Genomic DNA, 16,229 nt, shown 5'->3' on the forward strand with positions numbered 1-16,229 from the left:
TGGAGCAGTTCCTCATATGCTTGGACAACAAAAACCTTTCACCACCAGGGTGAAAGGTCACGGGGAAACTTCCAGGCGTTCCATCTGCTCTTCTTCTGCTTCAAAATTGTGATATACACTCTGCACATCATCATTATCTTCAAGCGTATCAATCAGCCTTAGCATCTTTCTGGCATGCTCGTCTTCTAAATGGGCTTTGGTCTCCGGGATCATAGTAACTTCAGCCGTGGAAAAATGATACGTGCGCTCCATTGCGCCTTTCACGGCTTCAAAATCGCCAGGCGCGGTGTAAATGTAAAAGCCGTGATTATCGTAATCCACATCATTCGCTCCAGCATCCACCGCTTCAAGCATGAACGTGTCTTCATCAGTTTCTATATCCTCACGATCTACCACAAGAAAGCCCTCTTTATTGAAAAGAAAAGACACGCAGCCGTTTTCACCAAGATTGCCTCCGTTTTTATTAAAGGCAGCACGAATATCGGCCACAGTCCGGTTTTTATTATCTGTTAACGCTTTTACCATTACAGCTGCCCCGCCGGGTCCATATCCTTCGTATGTCATTTCTTCGTATTGAACACTTTGATCCTGGCCATTTGCTTTTTTAATCGTCCGCGTTATATTTTCATTCGGAATGTTTGCTGCCCGGGCTTTTGTAATCGCCATACGCAAACGAAGATTCTGGTCCGGGTCATCCCCTGCTTCCCGGACAGCGGCGAAAATTTCCTTCGACATTTTCGTGAAAATTTTTGCTCGTTTGGAATCCTGGGCTTCTTTACGCCGTTTAATGTTGTTCCATTTTGAATGTCCTGCCACTGGCGGTTCTCCTTTCCTGTCTTTACCGACCGGCACAAAACGAACCGGCGGCAACTTTTAATTTACAATAAAAACATATTACCGCTATGATATATATTAGCAACCAACAAAGCGAGGTATTACCATGCCTAATCATTCATCGAAAAAAATGCTTGGAGCGGACCGGCGCAAACAGCTGCTCGAATGGCTTGAAACGTCTACCCGGCCGTTGACCGGGAACTCTCTTGCCTCAAAGGCCAGCGTCAGCAGACAGGTGATCGTTCAGGACATGTCATTACTAAAAGCACAGGGCCAGCCGATTCTCGCTACTTCTCAGGGCTACATTATCATGAAAAACAATGAAGCAGGCCAAACGGTACAGGAGCGTATCGCCGTCTCCCACCCTTCCGATCCGGATAGTACACTGCAGGAGCTGTACTTAATCGTTGATCACGGGGGGAAGGTTCTCGACGTATCCGTTGAGCACCCCGTTTACGGGGACATTACCGCATCCTTAATGATTGAAAGCCGGATCGGCGCGGACCGTTTTATTGAAAATATGAGAAGGACAAATGCTTCCATGCTCTCAGAACTGACCGCCGGGGTACACCTTCATACAATTGAAATTTCTTCACACGCCCAGTTCAACGTTCTGCTTGATGCTTTGCAAAAACACGGCTACCTGATCGATGAAGACGATTAGCCTGTTGTCCTGCTATTTACTTTCGCTTCTGTCGAAGAGAGTTCAAAGCACGGATAGTGCCCGAGAACCCGTACGCCGAATCCGAGGGCTTCAAGTTCAGCAATGACTCCGGGGATCAGTACATCATCTTCGGGCTGTTCCACATCCATCACAAAAAAGTAATTTCCAATCCCGGTCTTCATTGGCCGGGATTCAATTTTTGTCAGATTTAATTTCCGCCATGAAAAAGCTGCCAGCACCTGATGCAATGCGCCAGGGTAGTCAGATGGCAGCGTGATCACCATCGTCGTCCGCTCTGTTATTTTCTTTTCATCCGAAAGATTTTCTGTTCGCTCATCGCTGCCTGCAAGCACCACAAAGCGTGTATGATTATTCGTATAGTCATGAATGTTTTCCTTTACAACCTCCAGGCCATACTGCTCGGCAGCAAGCCTGGTCGCAATTACCACGCCTCCGGCCGTACCTTCACTCAGCTTCTTTGCAGCAGCACTTGTGGAATTCGTAAACTGGGCTTTTGTTTCCGGCATCCACCGGGTTAAAAATTCATGGCATTGGGCGATAGCATGCGGGTGTGAATGTACAAATTCCGCCTGCTCCCAGTGTTCTTTATTTTCTGGAAGAGCCAGCAGGTGCTGTTCAATCGGCACAGTTACTTCTCCAATAATCGGCAGCTCATGTTTATGAATTAAATAGTCAAGAGTCACATTCACCGATCCTTCGATTGCGTTTTCAAGCGGTACGACAGCAAGATCTATCTCCTGCTGCTCTGCCCGCTTCATCCCTTCTGCAATTGTATCAAAGGGCTCAAGCAGCTGCTCATCAAAAAGCACCCGGGCCGCCATTTCTGTAAAAGTTCCTCTCGGACCAAGATATCCCACTCGCTTCACTCTCTCCACTCCTTTACCTTTCTACTCCTTACAGCGATCCGGATCCCACTATTTCAGCTTTTTCCACAAATTCCATCCCTTGAATTTTACGTACAAAGTCACGGATTTCCAGACTGAGCGCTGAAGTGTCGACAGTCAATGTAATGTTTGCCCTTCCCTGCAGCGGGATCGTCTGATTAATGGTCAGTACGTTCGAATTCGCTTCTGCCACAATACGAAGCAGTTCCGAAAGGGAACCGGAACGATCGGCAAGCTGAATCGATAATGTAATAATCTGCTCCTGTATCATCGTATGGAACGGGAAAATAGCATCCCGGTATTTGTAAAACGCGCTGCGGCTCAGATCCACATGCTGTACCGCTTCCGCTACCTTGTGCACTTTCCCGCTTTCGAGCAGTGCTTTTGCTTCCAACGTTTTTTGCATTGCATCTGTCAACAGATCTTCCCGTACAAGGTAGAAATGATCAATTCTGTCTGCCACTGCTTTCACCACACTCTTTTATACTCTGATTTATACTGGCTGGTTATCCATCAACAAATTCAAACTCAAAATCTAATAATCTTACTGTATCTCCGTGCTTAGCACCGCGTTCGCGCAGCGCTTCGTCGACGCCCATGTTGCGCATTTTTCTCGAAAAGCGCTGCATCGAATCTTCGTGGGAGAGGTCCGCCATCCTATAGTGCTTTTCGATGTCCGGCCCGTACAATACATAAGCACCGTCGTCGGCACGGCCGATATAAAACGGAGCTTCTTTTTCATCGAGCGTGTACACCACTTTTTCTTCCTGATCCTCTTCGTCGTATAAATGAAACGCAGGAGTCGTTTCCACCAGGTCCGCGACTCTTTGCAGAAGCGGTTGAATACCCTGCTTTCTAAGCGTGGATACTGGAAAAACTTCAATGCCTTCCGGGAGCTTCTTTTTAAACTCTTCAAGCTGTTGGTCTGTACCTGGCATATCCATTTTATTAGCCATTACTACCATTGGGCGTTCAAGCAGCCGAAGGTTGTGCTCCCGCAGCTCCGCATTAATTTGCTGAAAATCCTCAAACGGGTCCCGGCCTTCAAGCTCGCCAGCCATATCCACAATATGCACAAGCACCCGCGTCCGTTCAATATGCCGCAAAAATTGGGCTCCAAGCCCAACGCCTTCATGAGCTCCGGCAATAAGTCCCGGAAGATCTGCCATTACGAAGCTTTTTCCTTGCCCGGCGTCCACCACTCCAAGGTTCGGCTTTAGCGTGGTAAAGGGGTAGTCAGCAATCTTTGGCCGAGCCGCTGAGACAATGGACAAAAGCGTGGATTTTCCAACACTTGGGAAACCGACAAGACCAACATCTGCCAGTACCTTCAGCTCCAGCTGAATGTCTTTTTCTTCCGCGGGCTCGCCCTTTTCACTGATCTCCGGAGCAGGGTTGGAAGGCGAAGCAAATCGGGTGTTTCCACGACCGCCACGGCCGCCTTTTGCCACTACTACCCGCTGTTTATGCTCTGTTAAATCCGCGATCATGACCTCGGAGTTGCGGTCGCGGATGATGGTGCCCGGCGGCACACGGACGATTAAGTCTTCTCCGCCTCTACCGTGCTGGTTCTTGGATCGGCCGTTATCTCCGCGCTTTGCTTTAAAGTGGCGCTGATACCGAAAGTCCATCAATGTTCTGAGTCCTTCGTCCACCTCAAAAACTACATCCGCGCCTCTGCCTCCGTCGCCTCCGGCGGGCCCGCCGTCCGGAACATACTTTTCCCGACGAAAGGCGACCATGCCATCTCCGCCATCGCCGCCTTTTACATATAAATTTACGTGATCTACAAACAACTCATTCACCTCATTAGTATTCTTTCTGACCGCCTGCTTGATCGACAATGACGCAATATAGGTGTTCTTTACTTACTTCTATATACTCAATCATATCTATCATTACGGACTCTTTTCGTATCCATTGCTCAAGCCTCTTCGGGCTCTTTAATTCTCCTTCAAAATCCAGTTCCAGACACGGAACCCCCCCCGTCATTCTGGTTGATGGAAATTTCGAGGTGGTTATCTCGCGTGCGCTCGGCCTGCTCATCAATGCATGATGCCAAACCTTGAAAAAAACGAGTCCAAATTTGATCATCCGGCCGGGCACTGAATGCATCCTCCACTTCAAAATCGATGGAAAACCAGTGCTCTTCCCAGTGAAACGTGATCAGCTCCAAAGCAAACGCCGGAGCCTGTACATTTGACAGCTTGGCTTCATGGGAGGCTTTAAACGTCGTCTTTTCGATCACTCTTTGAAGCTCCTCTATTTTGCCAAGCGCAGCATGTGTTTTCAGCAGCTGAAGGACATTCATCCAGTCGTGACGGGAATGCTTCAATATCTCCAATTTTTCTTCAGCGTTCATCTGAGCTCCCCGCCTTTCCACGTTGCCCCTGTATCGTTTTGTCCCTCTGCTTCGAACGCAAAACTACTCACATATGGTACACTTTATTGTATCACATGTCACGGGGTAAACGTATCCGGGCATGTACACTTCTTCACTCCCTATATATTAGAAACCATACACAGAGAGGGTGCTGACATATGAATCGACCGCTCATTTACGGAAATACACCGACCTTCCTTCATGCTTCTTCGGTAGCAAAGGATTTGGCGCAGGCAGCAAACTATCACGCTACTATTTACGGAGTGCCGTGGGAGGGAGCTGTTACCTGGGGAGCGTATACAGGATGCGAGCTTGGCCCGAAGGTAATCCGCCAGTGCTCCGAACGTTACAGCGGCTACCTGCCGGAGCTTGACGATATTGACGTACTAAGTCACTACAGTCTCGCAGATGCCGGTGACGTTTCCACTATTCCAGCTGACGTACCTGCCACTATGGAAACGATTCAATCATTCGCTTCGTCTTTATGGGCTTCCGGCACTTTTCCGGTTGGCCTTGGAGGTGATCACGGCATCACTTACCCGGTGGTACGGGCTCTTGGTGAAACTACTGGTAAGAAAATTGGTATCATCCATATCGACGCCCATTTTGATAATAACGATGAATCGATGGGAGACGAATTTGGGCGCGGCTCCCCGTTCGCCCGTATGTATGAATATGAGCAGGTGAGAAATGAAAGTCTTGTGCATCTCGGCATTCACGGCCCACGTAATAAAGCCGTTAACGGCAGATCCGCCAAAGAGGCAGGAGCCGTTACGATTACCATTGATAAAATCCGGAGCGCTCCTGATTTAAAAGCATTTGCTAAGGAAGTTTATGATATCGCCGCTGATGGGACCGATGAAGTGTATTTAAGTATCTGCAGCGATATTTTAGATTATGCCTATAACCCGGGAGGCCCGGCAGATGCTAACGGGCTCCATCCCGAACAGCTGCTCACTCTCATTCACGAATTCGGTAGTTACGGTGTTTGTGGCATGGATTTCGTTGAAGTCTATCCGCAGCAGGATCAAAATGATTTCTCCTCCCATTTTGTCACGTTGGCTATACTTTATGTGCTTGCCGGCAGATTAAAAAAGGAAGGAAAAGCTTAGAGTATATAAAAGGCACCCTTTCGCTGACGAAAGGGTGCCTTTTTAAATTATGAAGAAACTTTTTGTTCTACTAACGAATCAATCGCATCGCCAAGCGCCTCTAAAAATTCACGCTGGCTGTTTGGCATTTCCGGCCGGTAGTACGCCGCTCCCACACTATCACAAGCGTCTTTACACTCAACATCGTTATCAAACAGCACTTCGAGATGATCGGCCACAAACCCAACCGGGCAGTAGACAAACGACTCGTAGCCGTATTGATGATGCAGATCCTTCGTCAAGTCCTGCACATCCGGTCCGAGCCACGGATCCGGGGTGTTCCCCTCACTTTGCCAGCCAATATCATAGTGCTTGACATTCGCCCGCTCCGCGATCCATTGAGCTGTTTCTTTCAGCTGCTCCGGATACGGGTCACCTTTCGCAATAATTTTCTCTGGAAGACTGTGGGCAGAAAAAATTACACATGTTTTTTCTTCATCGAGTCCGTCAAGCAGTGTACGTACCCGCTCCGCCCAGTAATGCAGAAACTTCGGCTGGTCATACCAGCTTTCTACGCTGTGAATCGCCGGACCATTGATACGGAAAGATTCTTCCTGGGCTCGCCCGTTATAGGACTTCACGCTGAAGGTTGAAAAATGCGGCGCCAATACAATGCTGTATGCCTCTTCGATACCATCCTTTTTCATCTCAGCGACAGCATCTTCGATAAATGGATCGATATGCTTTAAACCGATATATACATGAAATTCACGATCAGGATGGCGTTCATTCATCACTTCGCCCAAACCGTAAGCCTGGTCCTCCGTGATTTTTGCAAGCGGCGAAACACCTCCGATTGCTTTATATCGGGAAACAAGGTCCTCCAACGCTTCTTCGGAAGGCTTATTTCCGCGACGGATATGGGTATAATAGCTTTCCACTTCGTCAAGGCTTCTCGGAGTTCCGTAAGCCATAACCAAAAGGCCGGTTTTCTTTTTCATCGTCTTCCCTCCAATTGTTCTTTCGAATATTCATGAACGAAAGCTGTTAAACGTTTCAACGTTTCCGGCTTCACATCCGGAAATACACCGTGACCCAAATTAAAAATAAATCCGGGATGCTGAATGCCCTCATCAATAATGGCAGCCGCTCTTTTCTCTATTTCCGGCCACGGGGCAAGCAGCAGGCTCGGATCCAGATTGCCCTGAAGTGTCTTTGTAACCCCCCGGTTCCTCGCTTCAAGAATGGAGGTCCGCCAGTCCAGTCCAATAATGGAAAGGGGCAGATCGTTCCAATCTTCGAGCAGATGGCCGGCTCCGACGCCAAACATAGAAACCGGCACATTCTTTTCTTCCAGAGCCGCAAATATCCTGCTCATGACAGGCTTCACATACTGGCGGTAATCCGGAGCATTCAGCGCCCCGACCCAGGAGTCGAAAATTTGAATCGCCTGGGCACCGGCCTGTATTTGGGCACCAGCGTACCGGATAACCATATCGCCGAGCGTATCCATTAAAGCAAACCAGGCATCCGGCTGGGAGTACATAAAGCTTTTCGTCCGGTGGTAATTTTTCGACGGGCCGCCTTCAATCATGTAACTCGCTAGGGTAAAAGGAGCCCCGCTGAAGCTGATCAACGGCACATTCAGCTGCTCGCGCAACAAACGGATAGTTTCAAGTACATAGTCAATATCCTTTTCAGGCTCAAGCGCACCAAGCTTCTGTACATCGGCCAGTGTTTCGATCGGACGGTCAATCACCGGGCCGACTCCCGGCTTTATTTCCACATCTACGCCGATAGACGGCAGCGGGGTCATAATGTCTTTATATAAAATTGCCGCATCGTTTTGGTACTGTTCCACCGGCAGCCGGGTTACGTACGCACACAGCTCGGGGTCATGGGTAATCTCCACCAACGAATACTGCTCTTTCAATTTACGGTATTCCGGCTGGGACCTGCCCGCCTGCCGCATGTACCATACCGGCACGTGGCCAGTATAGTTTCCTCCTGCTGCTTCTAAAAAAGTATTATTGTATATAGTCTCTTTCATTTTTTGGCACTTCCTCTCTGCCTGCTCACCACTCAAGTTCGCACAATCACCTTTTCTGTTTTTACCATAACTTGATTGTTCCTGTCATGTATAGTGTATTTCACCAACATTCATAAAAAATTCATGAACAGACGAAGGCAGCCCTTCAAGGCTGCCCTGTAGCTGTCATCCTCCTATCCCAAAAATAGAACGGGCCTGGACTTCAGCCGTATTTGACTCGTTTCCTTTCTGGTTTGTAGGCTCATAGGAAGGTATGACCACATACTCCCGTAAATTAAACGGGTTTGCATTTTGAATCGTATAGCTTCCCTGTCCCCGAACCTGGTCAATTTCTTCACGTTCCCCGCCTGTTACTTCGTAAATCGTGTAATTGACGCGGTCGTCTTCAGACGCTTCCCATGTAAGCTCGACATTTAAGAAGCCGTCTCCGGCGAATGTTAAATCACCTTCGAGCGAATCGATCTCCGGAAGCTCCACAGGCTCTTCAAGATCCCTTACGCCCTCCGGCTTTTCAAACTCTACAGCACTGTCCCCAGCAGGTGTTTCATTTAAAATAGATTTGAACAGCTCCACCGCATGGGCACTCCCCCCGGTTAAATAATTGTCCTCAGTCGTCTGATCGTAACCCATCCAGAGCGTGCCGGTCCACTGCGGTGTATAGCCGGCGAACCAAGCATCCCTCGCCCCGTCTTCGACTGCTTCAAACGAGGTCGTTCCTGTTTTGCCCGCTAAATCATAAGATGTATTTCCGGCTGAAGCTGTGCCGTTTTCTACTACATTTTCAAGCATACGGGTCATGTACCACGCATTCTGCGGGTCCATCACTTCCTTCTCTTTGGTTTCGTTTTCTGCAATAATGTTTCCGTTTCGGTCTTTGATGTTTGTAATAAAGTACGGCTCAGTTTTTGTCCCGTTATTTGAAAAGGTGGTGTACGCTTCGGTTAACTGCGCAGGGGTGACGCCGTTTTCCAGACCGCCAAGCGCTGTCGCCAGTCCTTCCCCCTGAGGCTCAATGCCTGTATCCTGTAAAAAATTATTCGTGGCGCTGCGGTCAAGCTTGTCGTACAGCCACACCGCTGACGTGTTGATGGACTGCTCCAGTGCTTCATTCATTGTTACTTCGCCCTGGTATTCGCCGCTGTTATTTTTAGGTGAATAACCGTCATAGTCTAATTGTTCATCCTTGAGCACTGAATATGGCTCATAATCGCCCGATTCGAGCGCCGGCCCGTACACGGCAAGTGGTTTAAACGCGGAACCCGGCTGCCGCTGTACCTCAGCCCGGTTCATACCCTGGCGTTCGTAATCACGCCCGCCCTGCACTGCCACCACTCCGCCGGTACTGTGATCCATCATAAAAAAGGCACTCTCTGCATCCTCTGAGCCGTCCGGATAATACGCTTCCTGCTGCATAAGAGAATAGGAGGCTTTTTGCATATCCTCATTCATCGGCACCTGTATCGTGTAACCGCCTTTGTAAATTTCTTCCGGCTCAATGTTGTATTTTTCCTGGGCTTCTTTCATGAGCATATCCACATACGTATAGTATTCCGGATGCGTCTGCTGCTCCTGGAGCCCGGAAGGAAGGGACGCAGAAGTTGCTGCTGCTTTTTCTTCTTCTGATATGTACCCTTCGCGTTCCATTATAGCAATAACGGTATCTCTGCGTTCTTTGGCCTCCTCGGGCTCATCCACCGGTGAATAGTTGCTCGGCCCCTTTACCATAGCCGCAAGCATGGCGCCTTCTTCGACATTTAATTCGGAAGCGTCCTTACCAAAATACTGCTGCGATGCAGACTGGATTCCATACGCCCCGTGCCCGAAGTAAATTTGGTTTAAATAGTAGCCCATTACTTCATCTTTGGAAAACTTCTTCTCAAGACCCATAGCAATCAGCACTTCCTTCGTTTTACGTAAAAACGTCTGGTCGCTCGAAAGAAAGGCGTTTTTCGCCAGCTGCTGGGTAATTGTACTTCCGCCCTCTACGATGCCGCCAGCTAAAATATCCCGGTACAGCGCGCGCGCGATTGCCCTCGGGTCAATACCCTGATGATCATAAAATCTAATGTCTTCAATGGATATAAATGCTTCTTTTACATGGTCCGGTATTTGTTCTTCTTCTATAACTTCCCTGTCCTCTGAATAAAGCTCAGCCAGCTTTTCGCCATTGTCATCGACAATGGTTGTTGTTTCATTCATGGTCAGCTGCTTTTCACTGATCGCAGCAGCGCCGATTACGACAGAGGATAAGTATATACCAAACACCAGAAGAAAAACGGCCGCTGCTATTAACAGCCGTTTTCCCCATTTTCGTTTATTCATGAACTCTGCCACCCTCGCTTTTTACACAAATGTTCCACCCTGCTTTAGTCGGCAGGCATTGCGTTAAGTTACATTGAAACAGCAGGTTGTTTTGCGTACTTAACCTGGATGCTTCCGATGACAAGCTCTGCATGGATATTGAGCGTTATCCCGGCCTGTTTTTTCGCCCTGTGCTCAACTTTCATAGCTGACTTGATGCCTTCTTCCTTATAACCAAGCACTTTTGTTTCGCCCACAAGCGTTTTGGCGTCAATGTTCACATCCCAGTTTTCAGGAACAAAAAGCTTAATACTTCCGATCATCCCGCTGATCTTTACAGGAACCGTTTCTTCTTCTGTTTTGGCTTTCGAAAAATCAACGATTACTTCGCCCGCTCCGTATTGGACAGAAGCTTCACTCATCCTGAAAGGTTTTTTTATATACACGCACTGTCCTGCCAGAAAACGCCGGTGCTCCGGAAACGCCCGCTCCTCTCCGGCCCGGCGCACCTCCTCTTTAGTGGAAGACCTTTTTCTGCTTTTATTTCTTTCCGCGGAAGTGTCCAGGTCTTTATCGATATCTATTTCCCTGCGGGAGTTATTCCACCAGAAATAAAATAAGATAAGGCCCGCCAGAAAAAGGATAGTGATCACTGCAGTGAATATAAAAGGTACGTCCGCCCGATTGGACACATGCAAAAGGGCGAGGCCGACAAACATAGCACCAAGCCAGTAGTTCCGCTGGGAAACAAAAAAGCAAGCAAGGCTTAATGCAATGATTGGCCAGATGAATAGACTCGCGTCAAAACCGAGCTGGGAAGACACGATACTTACACCGGCAATGATAATACCCAGTCCTACAAAACCGATTCTTTGGCTCATGCTTTCTTTCCGCCCTTCTTTGATTGATTTTATAAATATACGCAGCAGACTGCCTGGCCGTTCCAAATTTGCTTATTTTATTTTCCTGATGGGATCATGTATGATTAGAAAATACTATACAGCTTACTTGTCTATTATACGCTACTCCTGTACCGAGACATAATTATTTTCCCTATGCTTATTACGTTTCATTAAAGGATGTGAACTTCTGTGAGCAATTTATTTACCAGATTAGAAGAGCTTTACCCCGAAATGGTGGAGATTCGCAGGTATCTGCACCAGTACCCCGAGCTTTCTTTTGAGGAAGAGCATACGCCTGCCTACATAGCCGATTATCACCGGCAGCTGGGACATGACGTCCGTACTGATGTAGGCGGGCGCGGTGTCACCGCCGTTCTCCGCGGTGAAAATCCTGGTCCCGTCATTGCTCTCCGGGCTGATTTTGACGCTCTGCCCATTCAGGAAAACACGGGCCTTCCTTTCGCTTCGAAAGTTGACGGGATTATGCATGCCTGCGGCCATGACGGCCACACTGCCTATCTGCTTGTGCTGGCCAAAGCCCTTCAAGAAGAAAAACACAACCTGAGCGGTACCATCGTTTTCATTCACCAGCACGCGGAAGAATACGCTCCCGGCGGTGCGATTGAAATGATCCGGGACGGCTGCCTGGAAGGAGTGGACGTCATTTTTGGCACTCATCTATGGGCGACGGTTCCCTATGGCACTGTGCAGTACTGCGAAGGGCCGATGATGGCCGCTTCAGACCGCTTTCATATTACGATTCGCGGCAAGGGCGGACACGGGGCCCAGCCGCACCTCACCAAAGATGCTATCGTGCTCGGCTCCCAGGTGGTCACCAGTCTGCAGCAGATTGTCAGTCGCCGTCTCGATCCACTTCATTCAGGAGTCCTTTCCGTCGGCTCCTTCGAAGCTGTCAACGCCTTTAACGTGATTGCCGACAGCGCGAAGCTTACCGGCACCACCCGCTGCTTTGATGAAAACGTGCGGGATGTGTTCGAAGAAGAAATCGGAAAAATCGTCCATGGCATTTGCGAAGCTGCCGGAGCTGAAGCTGACTATGAATACCTTCGCGGCTATCCGCCGGTCGACAACCACCATCAGGAAGCCCGGTTTATTGCTGAATGTGCTAAAAAAACGGAATCAGTACAGAATACAGAGTATATGAGCCCATCAATGGCCGGAGAGGATTACGCGCATTACCTCCAGCATGTGAAAGGCACTTATTTCTTCACAGGAGCCGGTCATCCGGACTGGGAAACAACGTATCCGCACCATCATTCAAAATTCGATATTGATGAACGCGCTATGCTCACCGCAGCCCAGGTCATCGGAAGAGCTGTTTTGGAATACCCCGGCGCTTCTTCATAATCGCAGGCCCCCTTTCTGTTACTAGAAAGGGGGCCTGTCGTCATTTATACCATCTCTTTTTGCTTTCTCCGGGTAACCCACCGGGGATAATATAGAAGAAGCAGCGCTACACATAAAATAAGTGCTGCTGTCCCGAGGAGCGATTGTCCAATCCATACATGAAGCAGGACAATCCCTGTTCCCTGGACCGCCAAAAGCGCTCTCGTAAACGTGATGAATGCCCCCTCTTTCCAAGCGGCCGGGACAGGATAAAGGTCCGGCCAGTCAATAGTAGCATAATGGCTTTTCAAAGCCTGAAGCTGCACAGCGGTCATATAAAGAAACAATCCGCCAATCCCAAGGCGCATCCATTCCGGAGCAAAAGCGTACATGACCAGTCCGCAGACCACAAGCAGACGGATAAACATACCTGCGTATTCTCCCGAACGAACAAAAGCCTTGCCGTACAGATACAAATACGTATTTTCCTGCTTATGGGTTAATTTGTCCACAAGCGAGGCCAGCCAACGCCGGCGTTTAATTTTCACTTCGACATGTGGGACCTCTGCAAACGACTGAACAAAACGGTAAAATTTAGCCAGTTGGTGATTCTCCGCTTCAAGAAGCACTTCCCAGCGCAGCAGCATAGAAGCAGAGCGTCTCTTTACCAGCTGCCAGTGCCCTGCCAACCCCACGAGGCCAACGCCAGCCAGATAAATGTTCCCCCACCAGGCGGCAAGCATTAAGAGAGCCGGCCACCCCCACCGGGCTGCAGTGGATATGTAACGATGAGTATGATCGTGCCATTTCCATTCTTCCCACTTTATAAATGTCGTTACAAAGGTTATTACGAGTAAAAGCAGAAGCATGAAGAAATAGCCAGCTCCCCCGGCAGCAGTACGCTCCTGAATAACCGGCCCTAAAACAACATATACAGCCAGCACCTCCACTCCCTGCAGCGCTGCTGAGTAGCGAAGAGATTTTTTAAAGAATGGGGCCATCCGCTTTTCGAGCGGAAGCAAAAACACAAGGTCCCCCGACTGTACAAATGGCCGGACCGGGCTGCGGAGCGTTAATACAGAAAATATCAGCCAAAGACCAATGACTATCCAGGAAGACTGTGGGAGCCAGTCCAAAAAAGCTGGATAAAATACCGCCCCGGCAAAAAGCAGAATATACAGGGCAAACATAAATCCGCTGTTTCCGATTAAACGCAGGTAGCGGCCGGCTTTCCCCCAAAACGATCCTGCCCGCTCATTCCACCACTGCCCAGTCATGACGTAATTTCTCCTTTAGTCACTTCGATATATAAATCATCAAGGTTCGCCCCGGGCATTCCTGCCTGCTCCTGGATTTCCTTCATGGTTCCTTTCAGGGCGACACGACCTTCGTGCAGCAGCACAAAGCGGTCACAGTAGCGCTCTGCAGTAGCCAGAATATGCGTAGACATTAGAATTCCTGCTCCATTGTCTTTCATTTCCACCATCATATCGAGCAGGGATTTTATGGCTACCGGATCGAGCCCGACAAACGGCTCATCGACGACATACAGCTTCGGCTCTACCAAGAAGGCGCACATAATCATCACCTTTTGCCGCATCCCCTTGGAAAAATGGTTGGGAAACCAATTTTTCCGCCGGGTCATCTGATAGGTCTCCATGAGCTTCTCACTGCGCTCTTCCCATGTTCCCTCCGGCACTCCGTAAGCCATAGCCGTAAGGCGCAGGTGCTCCCAAAGCGTCATTTCCTCATATAATATAGGCGATTCGGGAATGTATGCCAGCTGTTTCCGGTACGCTTCTGCATCTTCATGGATAGTTTTACTATTAATATAAATTCCGCCTTCTGCGGGTTCCATCAGCCCGAGAACATGCTTGATTGTTGTACTTTTCCCGGCTCCGTTTAACCCGATCAAGCCGACAATTTCCCCGGCGCCGACATCAAATTCCAGGTCATGGAGCACCGGCTTATGAATGTTGTATCCGCCGGTAATATGATCGATATTAAGTAATGCTGTCATACAAACGCTCCTTCAGCTAAGTAAAATACAGTCTTTTTATATTCTACACAGTTTCCCCGGGTTTTGTATATTTTTGCATGAAATTCATTTCTTCTTACGTTTCCATTTAACTCTAAACTGTTACTACGTATAATAGGATAGTAGATATATTCATGCTTAGAAAGGAGAATAACACTATGGCACATAATGACGACTGCATTTTCTGCAAGATAGCAGCCGGAGACATCCCCGCTTCTGTCGTTTACGAAGATGAAGAACTTCTGGCTTTCATGGATTTGGGACAGACGACGAAAGGACATACCCTCTTAATACCAAAGGATCACCAGGAGAATATTTATGAACTCCACCCTGAAACTGCGGCGGCTCTTTTCAAAAAAGCCCCTGAGATTGCAAATGCTATAAAAGATGCCTTTCAACCGGCAGGCATGAACCTTTTAAACAACAATAACAGCGTGGCATCGCAGTCCGTTTTCCACTATCATCTTCATTTTATTCCGCGTTATACGGAGAACGATGGGTTTTCTTTTACGTTCACGGATAATAACGACCAATATACAAGCGCTGATTTAGCCGATATGGCCAAAGGGATTGCCGATCGTTTATAGAAAAATAAATATGGATGGCTAAAAGGAGAGATCATATGTCACGTGCATATAATTTTAATGCGGGACCGGCTGCCCTGCCGGACGAAGTTTTAGAAAAAGCACAAAAAGAAATGCTTGATTTCAATAATACAGGTATGAGCGTTATGGAGCTCAGCCACCGGAGTGCTGATTATGAAGCAGTGCATAATCAGGCGCAGGAGAGGCTCCGGAGCCTGCTCGATATCCCTGAGGATTACGAGGTACTGTTTCTGCAGGGCGGAGCAAGCCTGCAGTTTTCAATGCTTCCGATGAATGTGCTCCGTGATGGAGAAACAGCAAATTACATTTTAACCGGCTCCTGGTCAGAAAAAGCGTTAAAGGAAGCAGAGATGATCGGCCAGACCCGGATCGGTGCTTCTGCCAAAGATCAGAACTACACCCACATTCCTGATATCGATACCCTGCAGCTCGACAGCCGGGACAAATACGTGCACATCACCACAAACAACACCATCTTTGGCACGCAGTGGCAGGAGCTTGATTATAACTGGCTTTCCCCAGTAGTTGCCGATATGTCGAGCGATATTTTAAGCCGTCCTGTACCGGTTTCTTCGTTTGGAGCCATTTACGCTGGGGCACAAAAAAACCTTGGCCCGTCCGGCGTTACCGTCGTTATCGTCAAAAAAGACTGGGTCAGCCAGGCTCCCGGCCACACCCCGACGCTTCTTCGCTACGACACTCATGCGGAAAAAAATTCGCTTTTCCACACTCCTCCGACATTTGCTGTTTACCTTCTGAATGAAGTGCTCGGATGGGTTGAAGAACGCGGAGGCGTCTTTGGCATGCAGCAGCGAAACAAAGAAAAAGCTGCTCTTCTGTATGACGCTATTGACAGCAGCGGCGGGTTTTACCGCGGCCATGCCGAAACGGACAGCCGTTCTTCCATGAATGTGACATTTAATCTTCCTACGGAAGAACTGAACAAGCAGTTTTTAACTGAAGCCAGCCAGGCCGGCTTTGTTGGGTTAAACGGCCACCGATCTGTGGGCGGCTGCCGGGCCTCCATTTATAACGCTGTATCCAAAAAAAGCTGCCAGGCTCTACAGGACTTTATGCTTAACTTCCAAAAACAGAATCAATAGGCTTTT

At 48.6% G+C, this 16,229-nt stretch carries 16 protein-coding genes; 5 read left to right on the forward strand and 11 right to left on the reverse strand.

The window, feature by feature from the left end; translation table 11 throughout:
* Positions 1–57: 57 nt before the first annotated feature.
* Positions 58–816: a YebC/PmpR family DNA-binding transcriptional regulator gene (locus CHL76_RS04885; protein WP_079476915.1), complete on the reverse strand. Its 759-nt coding sequence runs from the start codon at positions 814–816 to the stop codon at positions 58–60.
* 124 nt (positions 817–940) lie between these two features.
* Here CHL76_RS04885 and CHL76_RS04890 point away from each other — a divergent pair, with 124 nt between their 5' ends.
* A complete protein-coding gene (locus CHL76_RS04890) occupies positions 941–1,498 on the forward strand; it encodes a transcription repressor NadR (RefSeq protein WP_094908000.1) in 558 nt (185 codons plus the stop codon).
* On the opposite strand, the gene pheA is transcribed toward CHL76_RS04890, so the two are convergent.
* The 4 genes from pheA to CHL76_RS04910 form a co-directional block, all read right to left on the reverse strand.
* The gene (pheA, locus tag CHL76_RS04895) at positions 1,495–2,385 is read right to left on the reverse strand and encodes a prephenate dehydratase (RefSeq protein ID WP_094908001.1); all 891 of its coding nucleotides are present in this window, start codon (positions 2,383–2,385) and stop codon (positions 1,495–1,497) included. The two genes, CHL76_RS04890 and pheA, sit on opposite strands and share 4 nt — an antisense overlap.
* A 28-nt stretch (positions 2,386–2,413) precedes the next feature.
* Complete coding sequence (locus CHL76_RS04900) at positions 2,414–2,854, reverse strand: ACT domain-containing protein (RefSeq protein ID WP_269845155.1); 441 nt, start codon at positions 2,852–2,854, stop codon at positions 2,414–2,416.
* A gap of 55 nt (positions 2,855–2,909) precedes the next feature.
* Positions 2,910–4,199, reverse strand: coding sequence for a GTPase ObgE (gene obgE, locus CHL76_RS04905; protein WP_094908002.1), 1,290 nt, complete (start codon positions 4,197–4,199; stop codon positions 2,910–2,912).
* 158 nt (positions 4,200–4,357) lie between these two features.
* Positions 4,358–4,765, reverse strand: a complete 408-nt coding sequence (locus CHL76_RS04910; RefSeq protein ID WP_094908003.1) for a Spo0B domain-containing protein — start codon at positions 4,763–4,765, stop codon at positions 4,358–4,360.
* Positions 4,766–4,944: 179 nt separating this feature from the next.
* On the opposite strand from CHL76_RS04910, the gene CHL76_RS04915 reads away from it, so the two are divergent.
* Positions 4,945–5,898, forward strand: coding sequence for an agmatinase family protein (locus CHL76_RS04915; protein WP_094908004.1), 954 nt, complete (start codon positions 4,945–4,947; stop codon positions 5,896–5,898).
* 47 nt (positions 5,899–5,945) lie between these two features.
* Here CHL76_RS04915 and hemH read toward each other — a convergent pair whose 3' ends face one another.
* From hemH to liaF, 4 genes are all read right to left on the reverse strand, one after another.
* Positions 5,946–6,878, reverse strand: coding sequence for a ferrochelatase (gene hemH, locus CHL76_RS04920; RefSeq protein WP_094908005.1), 933 nt, complete (start codon positions 6,876–6,878; stop codon positions 5,946–5,948).
* The gene (gene hemE, locus CHL76_RS04925; RefSeq protein ID WP_079476923.1) at positions 6,875–7,927 is read right to left on the reverse strand and encodes a uroporphyrinogen decarboxylase; all 1,053 of its coding nucleotides are present in this window, start codon (positions 7,925–7,927) and stop codon (positions 6,875–6,877) included. Before hemE ends, hemH begins: the two co-directional genes overlap by 4 nt.
* A 165-nt stretch (positions 7,928–8,092) precedes the next feature.
* Positions 8,093–10,249: a transglycosylase domain-containing protein gene (locus CHL76_RS04930; protein ID WP_094908006.1), complete on the reverse strand. Its 2,157-nt coding sequence runs from the start codon at positions 10,247–10,249 to the stop codon at positions 8,093–8,095.
* A gap of 68 nt (positions 10,250–10,317) precedes the next feature.
* A complete protein-coding gene (liaF, locus tag CHL76_RS04935; RefSeq protein ID WP_143747439.1) occupies positions 10,318–11,109 on the reverse strand; it encodes a cell wall-active antibiotics response protein LiaF in 792 nt (263 codons plus the stop codon).
* Between the two features lie 252 nt (positions 11,110–11,361).
* Here liaF and CHL76_RS04940 point away from each other — a divergent pair, with 252 nt between their 5' ends.
* A complete protein-coding gene (locus CHL76_RS04940) occupies positions 11,362–12,498 on the forward strand; it encodes a M20 family metallopeptidase (RefSeq protein ID WP_094908033.1) in 1,137 nt (378 codons plus the stop codon).
* Positions 12,499–12,542: 44 nt separating this feature from the next.
* On the opposite strand, the gene CHL76_RS04945 is transcribed toward CHL76_RS04940, so the two are convergent.
* Positions 12,543–13,754, reverse strand: coding sequence for an ABC transporter permease (locus CHL76_RS04945; RefSeq protein ID WP_094908008.1), 1,212 nt, complete (start codon positions 13,752–13,754; stop codon positions 12,543–12,545).
* Positions 13,751–14,497, reverse strand: a complete 747-nt coding sequence (locus tag CHL76_RS04950) for an ABC transporter ATP-binding protein (RefSeq protein WP_094908009.1) — start codon at positions 14,495–14,497, stop codon at positions 13,751–13,753. The genes CHL76_RS04945 and CHL76_RS04950 overlap by 4 nt, the downstream gene beginning before the upstream one ends.
* Before the next feature lie 176 nt (positions 14,498–14,673).
* On the opposite strand from CHL76_RS04950, the gene CHL76_RS04955 reads away from it, so the two are divergent.
* Together CHL76_RS04955 and serC are read left to right on the forward strand one after the other, a co-directional pair.
* Positions 14,674–15,102, forward strand: coding sequence for an HIT family protein (locus tag CHL76_RS04955; protein ID WP_079476928.1), 429 nt, complete (start codon positions 14,674–14,676; stop codon positions 15,100–15,102).
* A gap of 35 nt (positions 15,103–15,137) precedes the next feature.
* Positions 15,138–16,223: a 3-phosphoserine/phosphohydroxythreonine transaminase gene (gene serC / locus CHL76_RS04960; RefSeq protein WP_094908010.1), complete on the forward strand. Its 1,086-nt coding sequence runs from the start codon at positions 15,138–15,140 to the stop codon at positions 16,221–16,223.
* Positions 16,224–16,229: the final 6 nt, after the last annotated feature.

The organism is Marinococcus halophilus (assembly GCF_002265875.1).
Taxonomy (GTDB): Bacteria; Bacillota; Bacilli; order Bacillales; family Marinococcaceae; genus Marinococcus; species Marinococcus halophilus.